We start from the raw sequence: 17836 nt of genomic DNA, 5'->3' as shown, positions 1-17836 counted from the left end.
ACGACAGGAGCCGACGAGTGACCGACGCGCAGCCGACCGCGAGCACGCCCACCGGAGCGAGCGCCGAGCAGCGCGATTGGAGCCTCCTCGACGCCGCCGCCGCGGCCCGCGAGCTCGAGGTCGACGCCGACGCCGGGCTCACGGCCGGGCAGGCCGCCGAGCGGCGCGCGCGCTTCGGCCCGAACGAGCTCGACGCCGCCCCGCCCGAGCCGGCGTGGCGGCGACTGCTCCGCCAGTTCGCCGACCCGCTCATCTACCTGCTGCTCGGCGCGATCGTCATCTCGGTCGTCGCGTGGGTGTTCGAGGGCGCGCACGGGCTGCCGATCGACGCGACCGTCATCGCGCTCATCGTCGTCGCGAACGCGATCCTCGGCTTCGTGCAGGAGGCGAGGGCGGCGGATGCCGTGGCGGCCCTGCAGGACATGACGGCCGTCACGGCCACGGTCGTGCGCGACGGGCGGACGGAGCGCGTGCCCGCAGCGGACCTCGTGCCGGGCGACGTGCTCGCGCTCGCGGAGGGCGACTCGGTCGGTGCCGACGCACGGCTGCTGAGCGCGTCGTCGCTGCAGGTCGCCGAGGCGTCGCTCACCGGCGAATCGGTGCCGGTGACGAAGTCGCCCGCGGCGCTCCCCGAGCCCGTGCCGCTCGGCGACCGCCGCAACATGGTGTTCAAGGGCACCGCCGTCACGCAGGGCGTCGGCCGCGCCGTCGTGACGGCGACCGGCATGGCGACCGAGATGGGCCGCATCGCGACGATGCTCGCCGAGACGGAGCAGGAGCCGACGCCGCTGCAGCGCGAGATCGCGGCCGTCGGGCGCACGCTCGGGATCGCCGTGATCGTCATCGCGGTCGTCGTGATGGGGGCCATCGGCCTGACGAGCGGCATCGGCTCGCTGCAGGAGGCCGTCGACGTGCTGCTCGTGGGCGTCTCGCTCGCAGTCGCGGCCGTGCCGGAGGGGCTGCCCGCGATCCTCTCGCTCGTGCTCTCGATCGGCGTGCAGGCGATGAGCAGGCAGGGGGCGATCGTGAAGAGCCTCTCGTCGGTCGAGACGCTCGGCTCCGCATCCGTCATCTGCTCCGACAAGACCGGCACGCTCACGCGCAACGAGATGACGATGCTCACGGTGCACACCGGCTCGGGCGTCGCCGACATCACGGGCGTCGGCTACGCGCCCGAGGGCGAGGTGCTCGTCGACGGCAGCCCGCTGCTCGACGCCGATCCCGCGCTCGGCATCCGCGCGGAGGACATCGTCGTGCTCTCGGGCGGCACGCTCGCCTCGGATGCCGAGGTGCGGCAGGACGAGGACGGCGGCTGGGTCGTCGTGGGCGACCCGACCGAGGCGGCGTTCGTCGTCGCCGAGCGCAAGGCGGGCCTGTCGGGGCGCCGCGAGCAGCGCTTCTCGCGCATCGGAGAGGTGCCGTTCACCTCCGAGCGCAAGATGATGTCGGTCGTCGTCGCCGACGCCGAGCACCCGGTCGAGGGCGGCGAGGGCCAGCCGGTGCTCATCGCGAAGGGCGCGCCCGACGTGCTGCTCGAGCACAGCTCGCGCGTGCGGGTCGGCATGGCCGTGCGGCCGCTCACCGACGACGACCGCGCGCGGGTGCGGGAGGCGGTCGAGTCGATGTCGGCGCAAGCGCTCCGCACCCTCGCCGTCGCGTACCGTCCGCTCAGGGCCGAGGAGCACGCATCCGTCACCGCCGCCGGCGGCTTCGACTCCGACGCCGGCCTCGCGCTCGAGGAGGACCTCATCTTCGTCGGCACGGTCGGCATCATCGACCCGCCCCGCTCGGAGGCCGCCGCGGCGGTCGGGGCGGCGCGCGGGGCGGGCATCCGGGTCGTCATGATCACGGGCGATCACCCCGCGACGGCGCTCCGCATCGCGCACGAGCTCGGCATCGCGGGTCGCGGCGATCGCGCGATCGCGGGCGCCGAGCTCGACGGATTGGACGAGGATGCGCTGCGCGCGGCCGTGCGGGACGTCTCGGTCTTCGCGCGCGTCGCGCCCGAGCACAAGCTGCGCATCATCGGGGCGCTCCAGGCCGACGGGCACATCGTCTCGATGACCGGCGACGGCGTGAACGACGCGCCGGCGCTCAAGCGGGCCGACATCGGCGTCGCGATGGGCATCACGGGCACGGAGGTCTCGAAGGAGGCCGCCGCGATGATCCTCACCGACGACAACTTCGCGACCATCGTCGCCGCGGTGCGGCAAGGGCGGGTGATCTTCGGGAACATCCGGAAGTTCCTGCGCTACCTGCTCTCGTCGAACATGGGCGAGGTGCTCACGATGCTGCTGGGCGTGCTGCTCGCGGGCTTCCTCGGGCTCACCGGCCACGGCGAGGCGATGGTCGTGCCGCTGCTCGCGACCCAGATCCTCTGGATCAACCTCATCACCGACTCGGGGCCCGCGCTCGCGATGGGCGTCGACGCCGAGACCGAGGACGTCATGGCGCGGCGGCCGCGGCGGCTCGACGAGCGCGTGATCGACGCGCGGATGTGGGGCGGCATCCTCTCGATCGGCGCCGTCATGGCGGTCGTCACGCTGCTCGCGATCGACATGCACCTGCCGGGCGGTCTCATCGAGGGCTCGGAGGACGTCGCGACCGCGCGCACCGCCGCCTTCACGACGCTCGTGCTCGCGCAGCTGTGCAACGCGCTCAACTCGCGCTCGGAGCACGCCTCGGCGTTCCACCGGCTCTTCACGAACCGGTGGCTGTGGGCCGCGATCGCGTTCGGGGTCGTGACGCAGGTGCTCGTCGTGCACGTGCCGCTCCTGCAGGCAGGGTTCGGCACCGCGCCGCTCTCGCTCGAGCAGTGGCTCACGTGCCTCGCGCTCGCGTCGTGCGTGCTGTGGTTCGACGAGCTGCGGAAGCTCCTCATCCGCTCGCGCGGGCGTCGCAGAGGGACTCCGACTCCTCGGTAGTGTCTGGCGTGGGGCGCATCGCCCCTTACGTCGACCCATGCACAACGAGGTGAACCATGTCCAACGCGACCGCTGAGCAGCGATCGGGGGCGCCGCTCGCGCGCGCCATGCGGCCCATCAACAACGTCGTCGAGCGGTGGATCCCGTCGGCGCTCGTCTTCGCGATCGTGCTGACGCTCGTCGTCGCGCTGCTCGCGCTGACGGTGACGCAGACGAATCCCGTCGACCTCGTCAAGAGCTGGGGCGACGGCCTCTCGGGGCTGCTCGCCTTCATGACGCAGATGGCGCTCATCCTGCTGCTCGGCCACATGCTCGCCAACACCCGGCCCGTGCGGAAGCTGCTGTCGAAGCTCGCCTCGCTGCCGCAGACGCCCGTGCAGGCCTACCTGTTCGTCTTCGTGATCGCCTCGGTCGCATCCCTCATCACCTGGGGCCTCGGCCTCGTGGTCGGCGGACTGCTCGCGCGCGAGGTCGCGGCCTCCGGCAGGGAGCGCGGTCTGCGGCTGCACTTCCCGATGCTCGTCGCGGCCGGCTTCTCGGGCTTCGTCGTGTGGCACATGGGCTACTCGGGCTCGGGCCCCCTCACGGCGGCGACGCCCGACTCCTTCATCGCTGAGCACCTCGGCGGCGAGGTCGTGCCCATCACCGAGACGACCTTCGCGCTGCCGAACCTGATCGGCGCGGTCGCGACGATCGTCGTCGTGGCCGTCGCGCTCGCGCTCATCGCGCCGCGCGGCAAGGACCGCATCGTCGAGCTCGAGATCGACCTGCGCGAGCAGCTCGTCGAGACCGAGGAGGAGGTCGTCACGCCCGCCGACCGGATCGACGCGAGCCGCATCGTCACGCTGCTCGTCGGCGCCGCGCTCGTCTTCTACCTCGTCGTGCACTTCGTGCAGGGCGGCACGCTCACGCTCGACATCGTGAACTGGTCGTTCCTCGCGCTCATCTTCCTGCTCGTGAAGAACCCGTTCGAGATCATCCGGCTGACGAAGGAGGCCGCCTCGAACGTCGGCGAGATCCTGCTGCAGTTCCCGCTCTATGCGGGCATCCTCGGCATGATGACCGGCTCCGGCCTCATCCAGGTGTTCTCCGACTGGTTCGTCGCCATCTCGACGCCGACGACCTTCGGCGTACTCGCCCTGCTCTCGGCCGGCCTCGTGAACTTCTTCGTGCCCTCGGGCGGCGGGCAGTTCGCGGTGCAGGCGCCGATCCTGCTCGACGCCGCCGAGCGCATCGGCGTCGACCCGGCGATCCCGATCATGGCCGTCGCGTACGGCGACCAGTGGACGAACATGATCCAGCCGTTCTGGGCGCTGCCCCTGCTCGCGATCGCGGGGCTCAAGATGCGCGACATCCTCGGCTACACGACCGTGACGCTCATCGCCTCCGGGCTCGTCTTCGCGGCGATCCTGCTCATCTGGTCGCTGTGACCGAGCGCCGCTGGCGCTCGCCCACCGCGGGCGTCAGCGGCGCTGCCGCAGGAGCGAGTTGAGCGTCAGCGACGTCTTCGACAGCGCGGACGTCGAGAGCGACGAGCTCGTGAGCGACGAGCCGCGGCGCCGGACGCGCTCGGCGTCGGCGAGGTCGAGCCGGCCCACGAGCGCCTGCACCTCCGGATCGACGCTCGACTCGACGCCGCGCTGGGCGCGGGCGGCGGCCATCTCGGCGGCGCGCTTGACCTGCGCGGCGGCCTGCTTCGCCGCTTGCGGGCTCTGTGACGCCTGCCGCTCGAGCCGCTCCCCCACGCGGCCGCGCAGCTCCTCGATGCGCGCGAGCCGATCGGCGCCGGGCGCCTGCTGCCGCTGGGGCTGCGCGGCGGGGCGCTGCTGCCCCGCCTGCTGCCCCGGCGCCTGCTGTGGCCGCTGCTGCGCGGGCGCCTGCTGCGCCGGGCGCTGCTGCTGGGGCGACTGCCACTGCGAGTTCGCGTAGACGTTGGGCTGCTGCCCCGACCGGCGGGCGCGCTCCGCCTCGACCTCGCGCGCGGCGGCGTCGATGCGCTCGCGCCACGACTGCGGCACGCGATCCTGCAGGTGCTGCGCCTGGGCGCTGACCTGCGTGCGCCGCTGGTCGACCTCGCGGCGCACCTGCTGGGCGCCGGTGCGCACCTGCTCCTGCGCGCGCTTGCTCGCGCTGCGAGCGAGCCCCATGAGCGCGTTCCACCCGCCGCGCAGCAGCAGGAAGCCGATGAAGGTCGCGCCGGCCGCGAGCAGCAGCGGACCGCCGGCCTGCTCGAGCGCGCGCTCGACGCCCGTGACGAGCGAGACCTGCGCGACCCAGCCGATCCACTGGATGAGCGCCGGCACGCCGTTGAAGAGCAGCACGATGCCGACGATGAGCAGGACGATCGGGCCGATGAACCCCTGCGGACGGACGACCTGTGCCATGGGGCAAGTATGGTGCTGGCGCTAGCCGCCGGATAGGCGCAGCACCGGCAGCCAGGCCGAGACGTCGGCGCGCACGCCCGAGGCGTGCACGGCGCCGCGAGCCACTGCATCCGCCCACGACTCCGCGCCGGTCGCGAGGGCGAGCCACGTCGCGGGGTCGGTCTCGACGACGTTGGGCGGCGTGCCGCGCGTGTGGCCCGGCCCCTCGACGGCTTGCACCGCGCCGAAGGGCGGCACCCGCACCTCGACGCTCTTGCCCGGCGCGCGCTCGGCGAGGCACTGCAGCGAGTAGCGCACCGCGAGCGCGCGGTCCTGGCGGCTCGCCTCGGGCGCGAGGGCGGCGCGCACGGCGTCCATGCCGTCGAGGTCGGGGATGCGCTTGGGCATGCCGCCAGGCTACGCGGCGGCGCCGACGCGGGCCGGTCAGGCCGCCGCGGGCACCGCGGCCCGGCGCGGCCGGGTCGCGCGCAGCCACGCGAGCCCGAGCAGCACGAGCAGCGTCACGTCGACGACGTCGCCGCCGTAGTACATGAGCTGCGACGCGACGTGCGCGTCGGCCGCCTCGACACCCGCGGGCGGCGCTCCGTAGACGCGCTTCGCGATGATCGAGTGCACGGCCATGAAGGCGAGCAGCACCGCCGCTCGCACGCCGATCGACGCGCGGTGCGGGTCGGGGTCGACGCCGACGAGCGCGGCGGTGAGCAGGTAGCCCGCGAGCAGCAGGTGGACGTGCACGATGCCGTGCACGAGGGCGGATGCGTGCACGAGGCCGTAGAGGTCGGTCGCGTAGAGCGCCCCGAGGCCGCCCGCGTTGAGCACCGCCGCCGACACCGGGTGGGTGAGGACGCGCAGCGGCGCGCTGCGCAGCACGCGCGTCAGGCGGCGCGCCGCGGTGACGGGCAGCGCGCGCAGGAGGAGCGTGACGGGCGCGCCGAGCACGAGCAGGAGCGGCGCGAGCATGCCGAGGAGGAGGTGCGCGAGCATGTGGCCCGTGAGGCTCGAGGGCGCGGCGATCGCGATCGGGCCGAGCGTCGCCGCGCCCGCGCAGAGCGCCCCGAGCATCCAGCTCGTCGTGCGCAGCGCGGGCCACGGACCACGGCGCCGAGCCGAGCGGAGCGCCCGCAGGTAGCCGCCGACGGCGACGAGCAGCGCCGCGACGATGAGCGCGTCGAGCAGCGCCCACGACGCATCCGCCGCGAGCGGCACCGCACCGCTGTGACCGCCGTGGCCCGGCACGCTCAGCGCTCCGCGCGCCCTCGCGAGCGCCGAAGCACGACGAGCCCGATCGCGAGCACGACGACCGCCGAGCCGATCCAGGCGATGTCGTAGGGCAGCAGGTCGACGTCGTAGCGCACCTGGTGGATGCCGAGCAGCTTGTGGTTGACGACCGCGTCGAGCAGCTGGAACCCGCCGAGGCCGGCGAGCACCGCGCCCGTCCAGCGCGACCACCGCACCGGCGCTCGCCGCCGCGCGTCGACGAGCAGGAAGAGCCCCGCGACCGTCATCCCCCACGCGGCCGCGTGGAAGAAGCCGTCGGCGGCGATCGCCATCTCGGTCGTGCCGAGGTCGTAGAAGTGGTGCCACTGCAGCACGAGGTGGAACAGGAACAGGTCGACGACCGAGGCGGCGATGCCGGCGCCGAACAGCACGCCAGAGAGCACGACTCGCCGGATCGGCTCAGCGCCGGCGTCGCTCGCGCGGGCGCCGCCGCGGCTGCTCGTGCTCGTCATCGCGCTCCCCCTCCCGGGCACGGCGAGCGCCGCGGCCCTGCGTGCGGCCATTGTCGGGGCGGCGGCTGGGAGCGGCATCCCCGAGCGCTGGTTCAGGGCGGATGCATCGGGGCACGCGGGCGGGCCGCGCGCCCCGCTCCTAGAATGGGCGCGTGCGGATCCTCGTCCTTGGCAGCGGCGCGCGCGAGCACGCCATCATCACGGCGCTCCTCGCGGAGGGCGGCCACGAGATCACGGCCGCGCCCGGCAACGCCGGCATCGCCGCGGAGGTCGAGACCGTGCGGCTCGACATCAAGAGCCCGGAGCTCGTCGCGGAGCTCGCGGTCGACGGCGGCTTCGAGCTCGTCGTCATCGGCCCCGAGGCGCCGCTCGTCGCGGGCGTCGCCGACGAGCTCGAGCGCGTGGGCGTGCCCGTCTTCGGCCCCACGAAGGCCGCCGCCCGCATCGAAGGCTCGAAGTCCTTCGCCAAGGAGGTCATGGCGCGCGCCGGGGTGCCGACGGGCACCGACACCACCGCCTCGACGCTCGACGACGTGCGCGCCGCGCTCGACGCATCCGCACCCCCGTGGGTGCTGAAGGCCGACGGCCTCGCCGCGGGCAAGGGCGTCATCGTCACCGACGACCGCGCCGCCGCCGAGGCGCACGCCGAGGCGTTCCTGCCCGACGGGCCGCTGCTCATCGAGGAGTACCTCGCCGGCCCGGAGGTGAGCCTGTTCGTGCTCACCGACGGCACCGACGTCGTGCCGCTCGCGCCCGCGCAGGACTTCAAGCGGCTCGGCAACGGCGACTCGGGCCCCAACACCGGCGGCATGGGCGCCTACTCGCCGCTGCCGTGGCTCGCCGAGCGATTCGGCAGCGAGCAGGCGTTCGTCGACGAGGTCGTCGAGACCGTCGCGCTGCCGACGATCCGGACGATGGCCGAGGCGGGCACGCCCTTCCGCGGGCTGCTCTACTGCGGCCTCATCGTCACCGACGCGGGCGTCAAGGTGATCGAGTTCAACGCGCGCTTCGGCGACCCCGAGACGCAGGTCGTGCTGCCGCGCATCGAGTCGGGGTTCGCGGATGCGCTCCTCGCGGCCGCGAACGGGAGCCTGGCCTCCGCCGCGCCGCTCGAGTGGCGCGACTCGGCCGCCGTCGCCGTCGTGCTCGCGAGCGAGGGCTACCCGGGCGACCCCATCACGGGCCGGCCGATCCACGGGGTCGACGAGGCGGAGCGGCTCGAGGGCGTGCGGGTGCTGCACGCCGCGACCGGCGCCGGTGAGCAGGGCCTCACCGCGACCGGCGGCCGTGTGCTCAACGTCGTCGGCACGGGCGCGACGCTCGCCGAGGCGCGAGAGCGCGCGTATGCGGGGCTCGCCGCGATCTCGCTCGAGGGCGGGCAGGCGCGCACCGACATCGGCGCGAAGGCATGACGCACGCCGTCGAGCTCCCCGGCTGGCACCTCGCCTACAGCGGCAAGGTGCGCGACCTCTACGTGCCCGAGGGCGCGACGCTCGCCGAGGCGCCCGAGATGCTCATGGTGGCCTCCGACCGCGTGTCGGCGTTCGACCGCGTGCTCGAGCCGGCGATCCCGGGCAAGGGCGCGCTGCTCACCGCGCTCACCCGCTGGTGGACCGACCGGCTCGGCCTGCCGACGCAGCTCGCCGACGGCGCCGACGACCGCACGCCCGAGGCGGTGCGGGGGCGGGCGATGCTCGTGCGCACGCTCGACATGCTCCCGGTCGAGTGCGTCGTGCGCGGTCGCGTGACCGGTTCGGGGCTCAAGGAGTACCAGCGGGTGGGGTCGATCTCGGGCGTCGCGCTGCCCGAGGGCCTCCGCGACGGCGACGCGCTGCCCGAGCCGATCTACACGCCCGCGTGGAAGGCGCCGCAGGGCGAGCACGACGAGAACGTCTCGTTCGAGCGCACGGTCGAGCTCGTCGGCGCGGCGGACGCGGACGCGATCCGCGACATGAGCCTGAGCGTCTACGCCATGGGCGCCGCGATCGCGGAGGAGGCGGGGCTCGTGCTCGCCGACACCAAGTTCGAGTTCGGCCGCGACCGGCTGACGGGCGAGCTCGTGCTCGCCGACGAGGTGCTCACGCCCGACTCGTCGCGCTACTGGGACGCCGAGGCGCTCGCCGAGGGCCGCGTCGAGTCGTTCGACAAGCAGATCGTGCGCGACTGGCTCGCCGCGAGCTGGGACGGGCAGGGCGAGCCGCCGCGGCTGCCCGACGACGTCGTCGAGCGCACGTCGGCCCGCTACCGCGAGCTCTACGACCGCTTGACCGCCTCCGCCGGCTGAGCCGCTGCGCGCCGCCGTCCGCGCCGGCTCAGCGCGTCGCGGGGCTCACACCTCCGGCGCCCGCCACGTGTCGCAGCTGCCGACGCCCTCGTTGAAGCCCGTCGCGAGCCAGCGCTGCCGCTGCTCGCTCGAGCCGTGCGTCCAGGTCTCGGGGTTCACGCCGCCGCCGCTCATCGACTGCAGGCGGTCGTCGCCGATCGTCGACGCGGCGTTCATCGCGTCGTTCATCTCCTGCTGCGTCGGCGCGATGAGCACGGGGTCACCGCCGTCGTCGTCGCGCGTCTCCGACGCGCCCCGGATCCAGGCGCCCGCGTAGCAGTCGGCCTGCAGCTCCGACCGCACGCCGCTCGACTGCGGCCCCGAGTCGCCCTGCTCGACCCGCTGCAGGTCGCCGGTGAGGTGCTGGATGTGGTGGCCCCACTCGTGGCCGAGCACGTAGAGCTGCGCGAGCGAGCCGCCCGAGGCGCCGAACTGGTCGCGCATCTGCTGGAAGAACGTGGTGTCGATGTAGATGCGCTCATCCGCGGGGCAGTAGAACGGGCCGACCGCGCTCGTCGCGGCGCCGCAGCCGGTCTGCACCTGCCGGTCGAAGAGCTGCACGCTCGGGTCGCGGTACTCGAGGTTGTTCGCCGCGAAGGTCGTCTCCCAGAACTGCGACATCGAGTCGGCGCCGCCCTCCATGCGGCACGTGACGTTGGCGGGATCGTTCGCGGCCTCGCCCGTGCATCCCGTGACCTCCTCGCCCTGCGACTGCGAGCCCGGCGAGATCGGCTGCTGCGGCGCGAGCCCGGTGAGGTCGATGCCGAAGAACATCGACACGAGCACGAGGATGACGGTCACGAGACCGCCGCCGCCCACCGCGATCGCGCCGCCGCGACCGCCACCGCCGCCGCCCCGGCTCACGGTCGAGGTGTCGAAGTTCGCGTTGCCCCTGAACGTCATGGCGGCACCATAGCCGCGCTGACCCGACGATCGGCCGGGAATCCGCCCGTCCGACCGGCGCACGCGCCGCATCCGTAGAATGGGGTGACCCCAACCCGCCGCGAGCTAGGGAGACCCATGGCCGTCATCGTCGTCGACGTCATGCCGAAGGCCGAGATCCTCGATCCGCAGGGCAAGGCGGTCAGCCGCGCGCTCGCGCGGCTCGGGCACGGCGAGATCGGCGACGTGCGCCTCGGCAAGCGCTTCGAGCTCACCGTCGAGGGCGAGGTGACGGATGCCCTGCTCGAGCAGGTGCGGAAGATCGCCGACGACGTGCTCGCGAACACCGTGATCGAGGATGTCGTGGGCGTGCGGGTGCAGGAGGAGGCCGACCGATGAGGGTCGGCGTCATCACCTTCCCCGGCACGCTCGACGACCGGGACGCGCAGCGGGCCGTGCGGCTCGCGGGCCACGAGCCCGTCGCGCTGTGGCACGGCGAGCACGACCTGCACGGCGTCGACGCGCTCGTGCTGCCCGGCGGCTTCTCGTACGGCGATTACCTCCGCTGCGGCGCGATCGCCGCGCGCTCGCCGATCATGACCGAGGTCGTCGAGGCGGCCGAGCGCGGCATGCCCGTGCTCGGCATCTGCAACGGCTTCCAGATGCTCACCGAGGCGCGGCTGCTGCCCGGCGGCCTCGTGCGCAACGCCACCGGCCTGTTCGTGCGCCGCGACCAGCGGCTGCGCGTCGAGCGCACGACGACCGCGTGGACGAACCGCTTCGAGGAGGGGCAGGAGATCGTCATCCCGCTCAAGAACGGCGAGGGCCGCTTCGTCGCGACGCCCGACGAGATCGAGCGCATCGAGGGCGAGGGACTCGTCGCCTTCCGCTACCTCGGCGACGACCCGAACGGCTCGATCGACGCGATCGCGGGCATCGCCAACGCCGCGGGCAACGTCATGGGGCTCATGCCGCACCCGGAGCACGCGGTCGAGCTCGGCTTCGGCCCGACGACGACGCGGATGAAGGCGGGCATCGACGGGCTCGAGATCTTCAAGTCGGCACTCGAGGCCGTCGCCGCCTAGCGGTCACCGCCGGTCGAGCAGACCGGCGCAGCCACCACCGCTGGTCGAGTAGACCGGCGTAGCCGGTCGTATCGAGACCGACCGGTCGTCATCTCGATACGGCCCTGCGGGCCTACTCGATGAGCGGGGGGCGAGACGGCCCTGCGGGCCTACTCGATGAGCGGGGCAGGCCCGAGCGACGCGCGAGGCAGAGAGCGTAGACTGGCTACATGCCTGCGACCGCTCCGACCGCGACCGGCCTCACCCCGAAGCGGCTCTACCGCTTCCTCGCGATCGCCGAGGCCGTCACCTGGACGGCGCTCATCGTCGCGATGGTCGCGAAGTACGGCTTCGAGAACGACGCGCTCCTGCCCATCGCGGGCGGCACGCACGGCTTCGTCTTCCTCTCCTACGCCGCGATGCAGCTCGTCGTCGGCCACAACCAGCGCTGGCGCCTCGGCACCGTCGCACTCGGCGTGCTGACCGCCGTCATCCCCTACGCGACGATCCCATGGGAGCGGCGCCTGGTGCGCCGGGGCGCGCTCGAGGGCGGCTGGCGCACCGAGCCGACCGGCGAGCCGGGCGACGACCGCTGGATCGACCGCGCCTTCCGCTGGGGCATCACCCACCCCGTGCTGCTGGGTGTCATCGCGCTCGCGCTCGTCGCGATCGTCTTCGCCGCGCTGCTCACCGCTGGCCCGCCGACGCAGTGGTTCGACTGAGCGACTGACCGGCGCCCAGCGCGACGGGCGCCGACGACGACGCGCGAGCCGACGCATCCGACCGCTCGGTAGGATCGAGGGACCGCCGAGCCACCTCCTAGGAGAGTCGTGACCGCTTCCACTCCGCGCGACACCGTCGAGCGCGCCGCCGCCACCCCGGAGCGCGAGCAGCCGTTCGCGGCCCTGGGCCTCAAGCCCGACGAGTACGAGCGCATCCGCGAGATCCTCGGCCGCCGGCCGACGAGCGCCGAGCTCGCGATGTACTCGGTGATGTGGAGCGAGCACTGCTCCTACAAGTCCTCGAAGAAGCACCTGCGCACGTTCGGGCAGAAGGTCACGCCCGAGATGCAGGAGCGCCTCATGGTCGGCATGGGCCAGAACGCGGGCGTCATCGACGTCGGCGAGGGCTGGGCCGTCACCTTCAAGATCGAGTCGCACAACCACCCCTCGTTCGTCGAGCCCTTCCAGGGCGCGGCGACGGGCGTCGGCGGCATCGTGCGCGACATCATCTCGATGGGCGCGCGGCCCGTCGCGGTCATGGATGCGCTGCGCTTCGGCGACATCGACCACCCCGACACCGCGCGCGTCGTGCACGGCGTCGTGGGCGGCATCTCGTTCTACGGCAACTGCCTCGGGCTGCCGAACATCGGCGGCGAGACAGTCTTCGACGCGGTCTACCAGGGCAACCCGCTCGTGAACGCGCTCGCCGTCGGCGTGCTGCGGCACGAGGACCTGCACCTCGCGAACGCGACCGGCGCGGGCAACAAGGTCGTGCTCTTCGGCGCCCGCACGGGCGGCGACGGCATCGGCGGCGCGTCGATCCTCGCCTCCGAGTCGTTCGACGAGGAGGGCCCCGCCAAGCGGCCCGCCGTGCAGGTCGGCGACCCGTTCGCCGAGAAGGTGCTCATCGAGTGCTGCCTCGAGCTCTACGCCGCGGGCGTCGTCGAGGGCATCCAGGACCTCGGCGCCGCGGGCATCTCGTGCGCGACGAGCGAGCTCGCCGCGAACGGCGACTCGGGCATGCGCGTCGAGCTCGACCACGTGCTGCTGCGCGACCCGACGCTCACGGCCGAGGAGATCCTCATGTCGGAGTCGCAGGAGCGCATGATGGCGATCGTCGCGCCCGAGAAGCTCGACGAGTTCCTCGCCATCACCGGCAAGTGGGACGTCGAGACGAGCGTGCTCGGCGAGGTCACCGGCGACGGCCGGCTCGTCATCACGCACTCGGGCGACGTGATCGTCGACGTCGACCCCAAGACCGTCGCGATCGACTCCCCCGTCTACGACCGCCCGATGGCGCGCCCCGAGTGGCAGGACGCGCTGCAGGCCGACTCGGCCACCTCGCTCCCCCGCGCCGCGGGCGAGGAGCTCGGCGAGCAGCTGCGCGCGCTCATCGGCTCGCCGAACCTCGGCGACCCGTCCTGGATCACCGACCAGTACGACGACTACGTGCTCGGCAACACGGCGCTCTCGAAGCCCGACGACGCGGGCATGGTGCGCATCGACGAGGAGTCGGGGCTCGGCTTCGCCGTCGCGGTCGACGCGAACGGCCGCTACTGCCAGCTCGACCCGCGCGAGGGCGCGAAGGCCGCGCTCGCCGAGGCGTACCGCAACGTCGCCGTCACGGGCGCGACCCCCGTGGGCGTGAGCGATTGCCTCAACTTCGGCAACCCCGAGATCCCCGCGGTCATGTGGCAGTTCGCCGAGGCCGTCGACGGCCTGGCCGACGGATGCGTCGAGCTCGGCATCCCGGTCACGGGCGGCAACGTGTCGTTCTACAACCAGACGGGCGAGACGCAGATCCACCCGACCCCGGTCGTCGGCGTGCTCGGCGTGATCGACGACGTCGACCGCCGCCTGCCCTCCGGCTGGCAGGACGACGGCCAGGCGATCTTCCTGCTCGGCACGACGCGCGACGAGCTCGACGGCTCGGCGTGGGCGGGCACGATCCACGGCCACCTCGGCGGCCTCCCGCCGCGCGTCGACCTCGACGCCGAGCGCCAGCTCGCGGGCCTCATGCAGGGCGTCGCCTTCGACGGCCTCGCGACCGCGGCGCACGACCTCTCGGAGGGCGGCCTCGGCGCCGCCGTCGTCGAGGGCGCGCTGCGCTTCGGCATCGGCGCGCGCATCTGGCTCTCGGGCCTCATGGAGCGCGACGGGATCGACGAGACGGCGGCGCTCTTCTCCGAGACCGGCGCTCGCGCGATCGTCGCCGTCGCTCGCGAGGACGAGGTGAAGTTCACGGGCATGTGCGAGGCGCGCGGGGTGCCGGTGCTGCGCATCGGCGTGACCGACGTCGAGAGCCGCGCGATCGAGATCCAGGACATCGCGACGATCCCGCTCGACGAGCTGAGCGCCGCCAACCGGGCGCCGCTCGCCCGCTTCGCCTGAGTCGCGGGGCTCGCGCGGTGCGGCAGCGCCCGCGCGAGCCTATGCTCCAACCATGGAGCTCACCGTCCCCGCCATCAACATCTGGGCCGTGCTGCTCGCGACGGTCGCTGCGATGGTCGTCGGCTTCGTCTACTACCAGCCGAAGGTGCTCGGCAACGCGTGGATGAAGGCCGTCGGCCACACCTCCGAGAGCGTCGCGAGCGGGCCGAAGCCGTGGGTGTACCCGATGCTCATCGTCTGCGCCTTCGTCACCGCGTGGGTGCTCGCCGGCGCCGCCTGGATCTCGCAGGAGTTCTACAGCGGCAGCTTCCTGCTCAACGCGCTCGTCACCGGCTGGATCCTCTTCGTCGGCTTCACCGCTGCGCGCGTGCTCGTGCACGACGCGTTCGACCCGCGCGGCCTCAAGGTCGCTGGCTTCACCATCCTCAACGAGCTGCTCGTCATCACCGCGATGGCGCTCGTCATCGGCGTCTGGCCCCCAGCAGCATGAGCGGCCTCTCCCTGACCTTGGAGCGGTCGATCGACGCGTCGACGGATGCGGTGTGGCGCGTGCTCACCGACCTCGAGGGCACCGCGGCGGTGCTGTCGGGCGTGACGCGCGTGGAGCGGCTCGCCGGCGTCGGCTACTCGATCGGCACGCGGTGGCGCGAGACGCGCACGATGCTCGGCCGGGAGGCGACGGAGGAGATGGAGGTCGTCGGCATCGTGCCCGGCCGCTCGACGACGATCGCCGCCGAGTCGCACGGCATGCGGTACCGCACCGAGCTCACGCTCGAGCCGATCGATGCCGGCGCTCGCACGCTGCTGCGCATGCGCTTCTCGGGCGAGTCGGAGTCGCCGTCGTGGATCCAGCGCGCCGCCGCGAAGCTGACCGCGCGGCTCGGCATGACCGCCACCCGCAAGGCGATGGAGCAGGACCTCGCCGACATCGCGGCAGCCGCGGAGCGCGCCTGATCTAGGCTCTCGGGGTGAGCACGCCCGCGTCCCCCGGTTGGCACGACGACCCCGCCGGTCGTCGGCGCTGGTGGGACGGGCAGCGCTGGGGCGCGTACGCGCCGTGGGACGAGGTCTCGGCCGGTGCTCCGCGTCCGCAGGCTGCCGGATCGACGCCGCTCCGGCTCGACCGGCGACTGCTGCGCGATCCGACGCCGAGCTCCTCCGCCCGCACCGCTGCGCCGGTGCCGATCCGGCGCGACGAGCCGGCGAAGTCGCTCGCGATCGCCACCATGCTCGTGGTGCTCCTGGGCCCCTTCGGCGCCCACCGCTTCTACCTCGGTCGCACCGCCTCGGCGTTCGCGCTGCTGTCGCTCACCCTCGTGGGCTGCATGCTCCTCGTCGTCGGGGTACCGCTCATCCTCGCCGCCGCGGCGTGGTGGCTCGTCGACATCGCGCTCACGCACCGGATGGTGCGCCAGCACGACGCGCGCGCAGCGCAGGCGCCCCGGCGCGGCATCTACCGCGGCTGGCCGTCGGCCTGAGCGCTACTCGGCGCTCGCGATCCGCTCGTGGTGGTGGATGACCTCGGCGATCACGAAGTTCAGGAACTTCTCTGCGAACTCGGGATCGAGGTCCGCCTCCTCGGCGAGCCGGCGGAGCCTGGCGATCTGCGTCGCCTCGCGCGCCGGGTCGGACGGGGGCATCGCGTTCGCCGCCTTGAGCTCGCCGACCGCCTGCGTGAGCTTGAACCGCTCCGCGAGCGTGTGGATGAGCACGGCGTCGACGTTGTCGATCGAGCGCCGCAGGCGCAGCAGCTGCTCCTCGGGACCCGTCATGCCCCCAGCCTAATCGCGCGTCACGGCGGTACCCGCCGCCAACCGAGAGTGGAGCAGCCTGCGCGCCGGGCCGCTCACTCGGCGCGCGCAGGCTGCGGCTCGAGCGCGTCGCGCCAGCCGAAGGCGAGCCCGGCGGCCGCGATGCCGACGAAGGGCAGCGCCATGTCGGGCCGCTCGACCGCCACTGCCGCGATGCCCGTCGCACCCGCGGCCACCGCGACCTCCATGCCGCGCCGCTGCACGACGGCCAGCACGCCCGCGCCCGCGCCCGACTTCGGCGTCACGTGGAAGCGGGCCCGCCCGGACACGAGCACCATCACGATGGCGCGTGCGGCGACGAGCGAGACGGATGCGTAGAGCATGGCCGCGCGCACGGTGAACCATGCGCTCGCGAGCAGCCCGCGCGTGCGCGCTCGATGCACGGCCTCGGGCACGAGCGGCGCGAGGCCGAGCCCGCCGAGCACGATGCCGACCTGCCACGGGAAGGCCGGCGCGGAGGTCGCCGCCGCCACGAGCGAGTAGCCGAAGAGCACGAGCGGCACGAGCGCGGCGAGCACGGGCACGAGCAGGTCGAGCACGAGGTCGGCGCGGCGCAGCGCCGCGAGCCGGCCGTCGACGAGGCTGCCGCGCGAGCGCGCGAGCAGCTGCACCGCGCCCTCGACGAACTTGCCGAACTGCACCGCGAACGCGGCGTGGTCGACCGGCGCGTCCTCGAGCGAGCGCAGCTCGGGCGCCGCGACGAGCCGGTGCCCGCGGCGGGCGAGCTCGACCGACAGCGCGGTGTCCTCCATCACGAGCTCGGGGAAGCCACCCGCATCGCGCACGGTGGCGACGTCGAGCATCGCGCCGCGCCCGCAGAACACGCTCACGCCGAGCGCGTCGCGGCCGGCGAGCTGCATGGCGGCGTGCCGCGCGAAGAGCCCGCCGAAGTCGCGCACGAACGACGTGCCCTCGCGACGCATGCCGATGCTCCCCTGCACGACCGCGGCATCCGGGTGCATGGCGAAGCGCGCGAGCCCGCGCTCGACGAAGTCGCCCGGGATCTCCTGGTCGGCGTCGAGCACGACGATGCGGTCGACCTCGTCGCCGTGCCGCTCGAGCCAGGCGTTGAGGTTGCCCGCCTTCGCGCCGCCGCGTCGCGATCGCCGGTGCACCTCGACGTCGCCCTCGGCGACGAGCGCGTCGATGCGCTCGCGCGTCTCGGGCCGCGAGGAGTCGTCGAGCACGACCGTGCGCGTGCCGGGATGCGATTGCCGCGCGCTCCGCCGCACGACGTCGGCGCGGAAGTCGTCGACGACCGGGAAGAGGATCGCCACGCGCTCGCCGCTCGCGGCGGTCGCGGCGGGAGGCGCTGCGGTCGACGCTCGCCTCGCCGCGATGAGGAGCGCGACGTGGCGCGAGCCGGTCAGGAGCGCGAGCCCGACGATCGGCGCCGCGACCGCGAGCGCGACCCAGCCCGCCACGGACGTCGGCGTCGAGATCGTCGCCATCGCGAGCGCGACGAGCGCGGTGAGCGCCGTCCACACCGCGACGAGCAGCACCGGTGCACCGACCGCGAGCGGCACCTGGGCAGGCGGGAGTCCGGGCCGGCGGTCGATGCGGGTCACTGCGCTCCTTCCCGCACCACGGTCGCGGCGCGATGGA

The 17836-nt window shown here is 73.5% G+C and carries 18 protein-coding genes; 11 read left to right on the top strand and 7 right to left on the bottom strand.

The genetic code is table 11. From position 1 onward, the window contains the following. The first annotated feature begins 17 nt into the window (after nt 1-17). Together L332_RS21750 and L332_RS29405 are read left to right on the top strand one after the other, a co-directional pair. Entirely contained in the window at nt 18-2924 is a 2907-nt protein-coding gene (locus L332_RS21750; RefSeq protein WP_021010398.1) for a cation-translocating P-type ATPase, read from the top strand. A 56-nt stretch (nt 2925-2980) separates the two neighbouring features. Then, nucleotides 2981-4354: a short-chain fatty acid transporter gene (locus tag L332_RS29405; RefSeq protein WP_021010397.1), complete on the top strand. Its 1374-nt coding sequence runs from the start codon at nt 2981-2983 to the stop codon at nt 4352-4354. 33 nt (nt 4355-4387) lie between these two features. Here the strand turns inward: L332_RS29405 and L332_RS30080 are convergent, their stop codons facing one another. The 4 genes from L332_RS30080 to L332_RS21720 are packed head-to-tail and all read right to left on the bottom strand — an operon-like array spanning nt 4388 to nt 7038. Next, the gene (locus tag L332_RS30080) at nt 4388-5308 is read right to left on the bottom strand and encodes a hypothetical protein (protein WP_021010396.1); all 921 of its coding nucleotides are present in this window, start codon (nt 5306-5308) and stop codon (nt 4388-4390) included. 21 nt (nt 5309-5329) lie between these two features. Further along, complete coding sequence (locus L332_RS21730; protein ID WP_021010395.1) at nt 5330-5695, bottom strand: sterol carrier family protein; 366 nt, start codon at nt 5693-5695, stop codon at nt 5330-5332. Nucleotides 5696-5731: 36 nt separating this feature from the next. After that, nucleotides 5732-6544 carry a cytochrome c oxidase assembly protein gene (locus tag L332_RS21725; RefSeq protein ID WP_021010394.1) on the bottom strand — a complete coding sequence of 271 codons (813 nt, stop codon included), beginning with the start codon at nt 6542-6544 and terminating at the stop codon, nt 5732-5734. 2 nt (nt 6545-6546) lie between these two features. Next, complete coding sequence (locus L332_RS21720; RefSeq protein WP_021010393.1) at nt 6547-7038, bottom strand: DUF2243 domain-containing protein; 492 nt, start codon at nt 7036-7038, stop codon at nt 6547-6549. Between the two features lie 152 nt (nt 7039-7190). Between L332_RS21720 and purD the strand changes: the two genes are divergently transcribed. Together purD and L332_RS21710 are read left to right on the top strand one after the other, a co-directional pair. Further along, nucleotides 7191-8450 carry a phosphoribosylamine--glycine ligase gene (gene purD / locus L332_RS21715; RefSeq protein WP_021010392.1) on the top strand — a complete coding sequence of 420 codons (1260 nt, stop codon included), beginning with the start codon at nt 7191-7193 and terminating at the stop codon, nt 8448-8450. After that, entirely contained in the window at nt 8447-9322 is an 876-nt protein-coding gene (locus tag L332_RS21710) for a phosphoribosylaminoimidazolesuccinocarboxamide synthase (protein ID WP_021010391.1), read from the top strand. Before purD ends, L332_RS21710 begins: the two co-directional genes overlap by 4 nt. Before the next feature lie 45 nt (nt 9323-9367). Here L332_RS21710 and ypfJ read toward each other — a convergent pair whose 3' ends face one another. Next, nucleotides 9368-10264: a KPN_02809 family neutral zinc metallopeptidase gene (gene ypfJ / locus L332_RS21705; protein ID WP_021010390.1), complete on the bottom strand. Its 897-nt coding sequence runs from the start codon at nt 10262-10264 to the stop codon at nt 9368-9370. Nucleotides 10265-10381: 117 nt separating this feature from the next. Between ypfJ and purS the strand changes: the two genes are divergently transcribed. The 7 genes from purS to L332_RS29395 all read left to right on the top strand — a co-directional run bounded on the left by purS (nt 10382) and on the right by L332_RS29395 (nt 15898). Further along, the gene (purS, locus tag L332_RS21700; protein WP_021010389.1) at nt 10382-10642 is read left to right on the top strand and encodes a phosphoribosylformylglycinamidine synthase subunit PurS; all 261 of its coding nucleotides are present in this window, start codon (nt 10382-10384) and stop codon (nt 10640-10642) included. Then, entirely contained in the window at nt 10639-11328 is a 690-nt protein-coding gene (gene purQ, locus L332_RS21695; RefSeq protein WP_021010388.1) for a phosphoribosylformylglycinamidine synthase subunit PurQ, read from the top strand. The genes purS and purQ overlap by 4 nt, the downstream gene beginning before the upstream one ends. A 209-nt stretch (nt 11329-11537) precedes the next feature. Beyond that, the gene (locus L332_RS21690; protein ID WP_021010387.1) at nt 11538-12029 is read left to right on the top strand and encodes a DUF3817 domain-containing protein; all 492 of its coding nucleotides are present in this window, start codon (nt 11538-11540) and stop codon (nt 12027-12029) included. A 108-nt stretch (nt 12030-12137) separates the two neighbouring features. Continuing rightward, on the top strand, nt 12138-14420 hold the full coding sequence (gene purL / locus L332_RS21685; RefSeq protein ID WP_021010386.1) for a phosphoribosylformylglycinamidine synthase subunit PurL: 2283 nt from the start codon (nt 12138-12140) through the stop codon (nt 14418-14420). Nucleotides 14421-14472: 52 nt separating this feature from the next. After that, nucleotides 14473-14910: a DUF1761 domain-containing protein gene (locus tag L332_RS21680; protein ID WP_021010385.1), complete on the top strand. Its 438-nt coding sequence runs from the start codon at nt 14473-14475 to the stop codon at nt 14908-14910. Next, nucleotides 14907-15374 carry an SRPBCC family protein gene (locus tag L332_RS21675; protein WP_021010384.1) on the top strand — a complete coding sequence of 156 codons (468 nt, stop codon included), beginning with the start codon at nt 14907-14909 and terminating at the stop codon, nt 15372-15374. Before L332_RS21680 ends, L332_RS21675 begins: the two co-directional genes overlap by 4 nt. A gap of 14 nt (nt 15375-15388) precedes the next feature. Then, nucleotides 15389-15898, top strand: coding sequence for a TM2 domain-containing protein (locus tag L332_RS29395; protein ID WP_021010383.1), 510 nt, complete (start codon nt 15389-15391; stop codon nt 15896-15898). A gap of 3 nt (nt 15899-15901) precedes the next feature. Here L332_RS29395 and L332_RS21670 read toward each other — a convergent pair whose 3' ends face one another. Together L332_RS21670 and L332_RS0115130 are read right to left on the bottom strand one after the other, a co-directional pair. Continuing rightward, entirely contained in the window at nt 15902-16192 is a 291-nt protein-coding gene (locus L332_RS21670) for a chorismate mutase (RefSeq protein ID WP_021010382.1), read from the bottom strand. Nucleotides 16193-16266: 74 nt separating this feature from the next. Continuing rightward, nucleotides 16267-17799, bottom strand: coding sequence for a glycosyltransferase family 2 protein (locus tag L332_RS0115130; protein ID WP_021010381.1), 1533 nt, complete (start codon nt 17797-17799; stop codon nt 16267-16269). Nucleotides 17800-17836 lie beyond the last annotated feature (37 nt).

The sequence above is a fragment of the Agrococcus pavilionensis RW1 genome, from assembly GCF_000400485.1.
In the GTDB taxonomy this organism is placed as follows: Bacteria; Actinomycetota; Actinomycetes; order Actinomycetales; family Microbacteriaceae; genus Agrococcus; species Agrococcus pavilionensis.
The sequence above is the reverse complement of the archived record's forward strand: the minus strand, read 5'-3'. Positions and strand labels throughout refer to the sequence as shown.

Excerpts from the sequence above, each read along its gene's own strand:
- L332_RS29405 (WP_021010397.1), top strand. The coding sequence starts at position 2,981 with ATGTCCAACGCGACCGCTGAGCAGCGATCGGGGGCGCCGCTCGCGCGC.
- L332_RS30080 (WP_021010396.1), bottom strand. The coding sequence starts at position 5,308 with ATGGCACAGGTCGTCCGTCCGCAGGGGTTCATCGGCCCGATCGTCCTG.
- L332_RS21730 (WP_021010395.1), bottom strand. The coding sequence starts at position 5,695 with ATGCCCAAGCGCATCCCCGACCTCGACGGCATGGACGCCGTGCGCGCC.
- L332_RS21720 (WP_021010393.1), bottom strand. The coding sequence starts at position 7,038 with ATGACGAGCACGAGCAGCCGCGGCGGCGCCCGCGCGAGCGACGCCGGC.
- L332_RS21710 (WP_021010391.1), top strand. The coding sequence starts at position 8,447 with ATGACGCACGCCGTCGAGCTCCCCGGCTGGCACCTCGCCTACAGCGGC.
- ypfJ (WP_021010390.1), bottom strand. The coding sequence starts at position 10,264 with ATGACGTTCAGGGGCAACGCGAACTTCGACACCTCGACCGTGAGCCGG.
- purS (WP_021010389.1), top strand. The coding sequence starts at position 10,382 with ATGGCCGTCATCGTCGTCGACGTCATGCCGAAGGCCGAGATCCTCGAT.
- purQ (WP_021010388.1), top strand. The coding sequence starts at position 10,639 with ATGAGGGTCGGCGTCATCACCTTCCCCGGCACGCTCGACGACCGGGAC.
- L332_RS21690 (WP_021010387.1), top strand. The coding sequence starts at position 11,538 with ATGCCTGCGACCGCTCCGACCGCGACCGGCCTCACCCCGAAGCGGCTC.
- L332_RS21680 (WP_021010385.1), top strand. The coding sequence starts at position 14,473 with ATGGAGCTCACCGTCCCCGCCATCAACATCTGGGCCGTGCTGCTCGCG.
- L332_RS21675 (WP_021010384.1), top strand. The coding sequence starts at position 14,907 with ATGAGCGGCCTCTCCCTGACCTTGGAGCGGTCGATCGACGCGTCGACG.
- L332_RS21670 (WP_021010382.1), bottom strand. The coding sequence starts at position 16,192 with ATGACGGGTCCCGAGGAGCAGCTGCTGCGCCTGCGGCGCTCGATCGAC.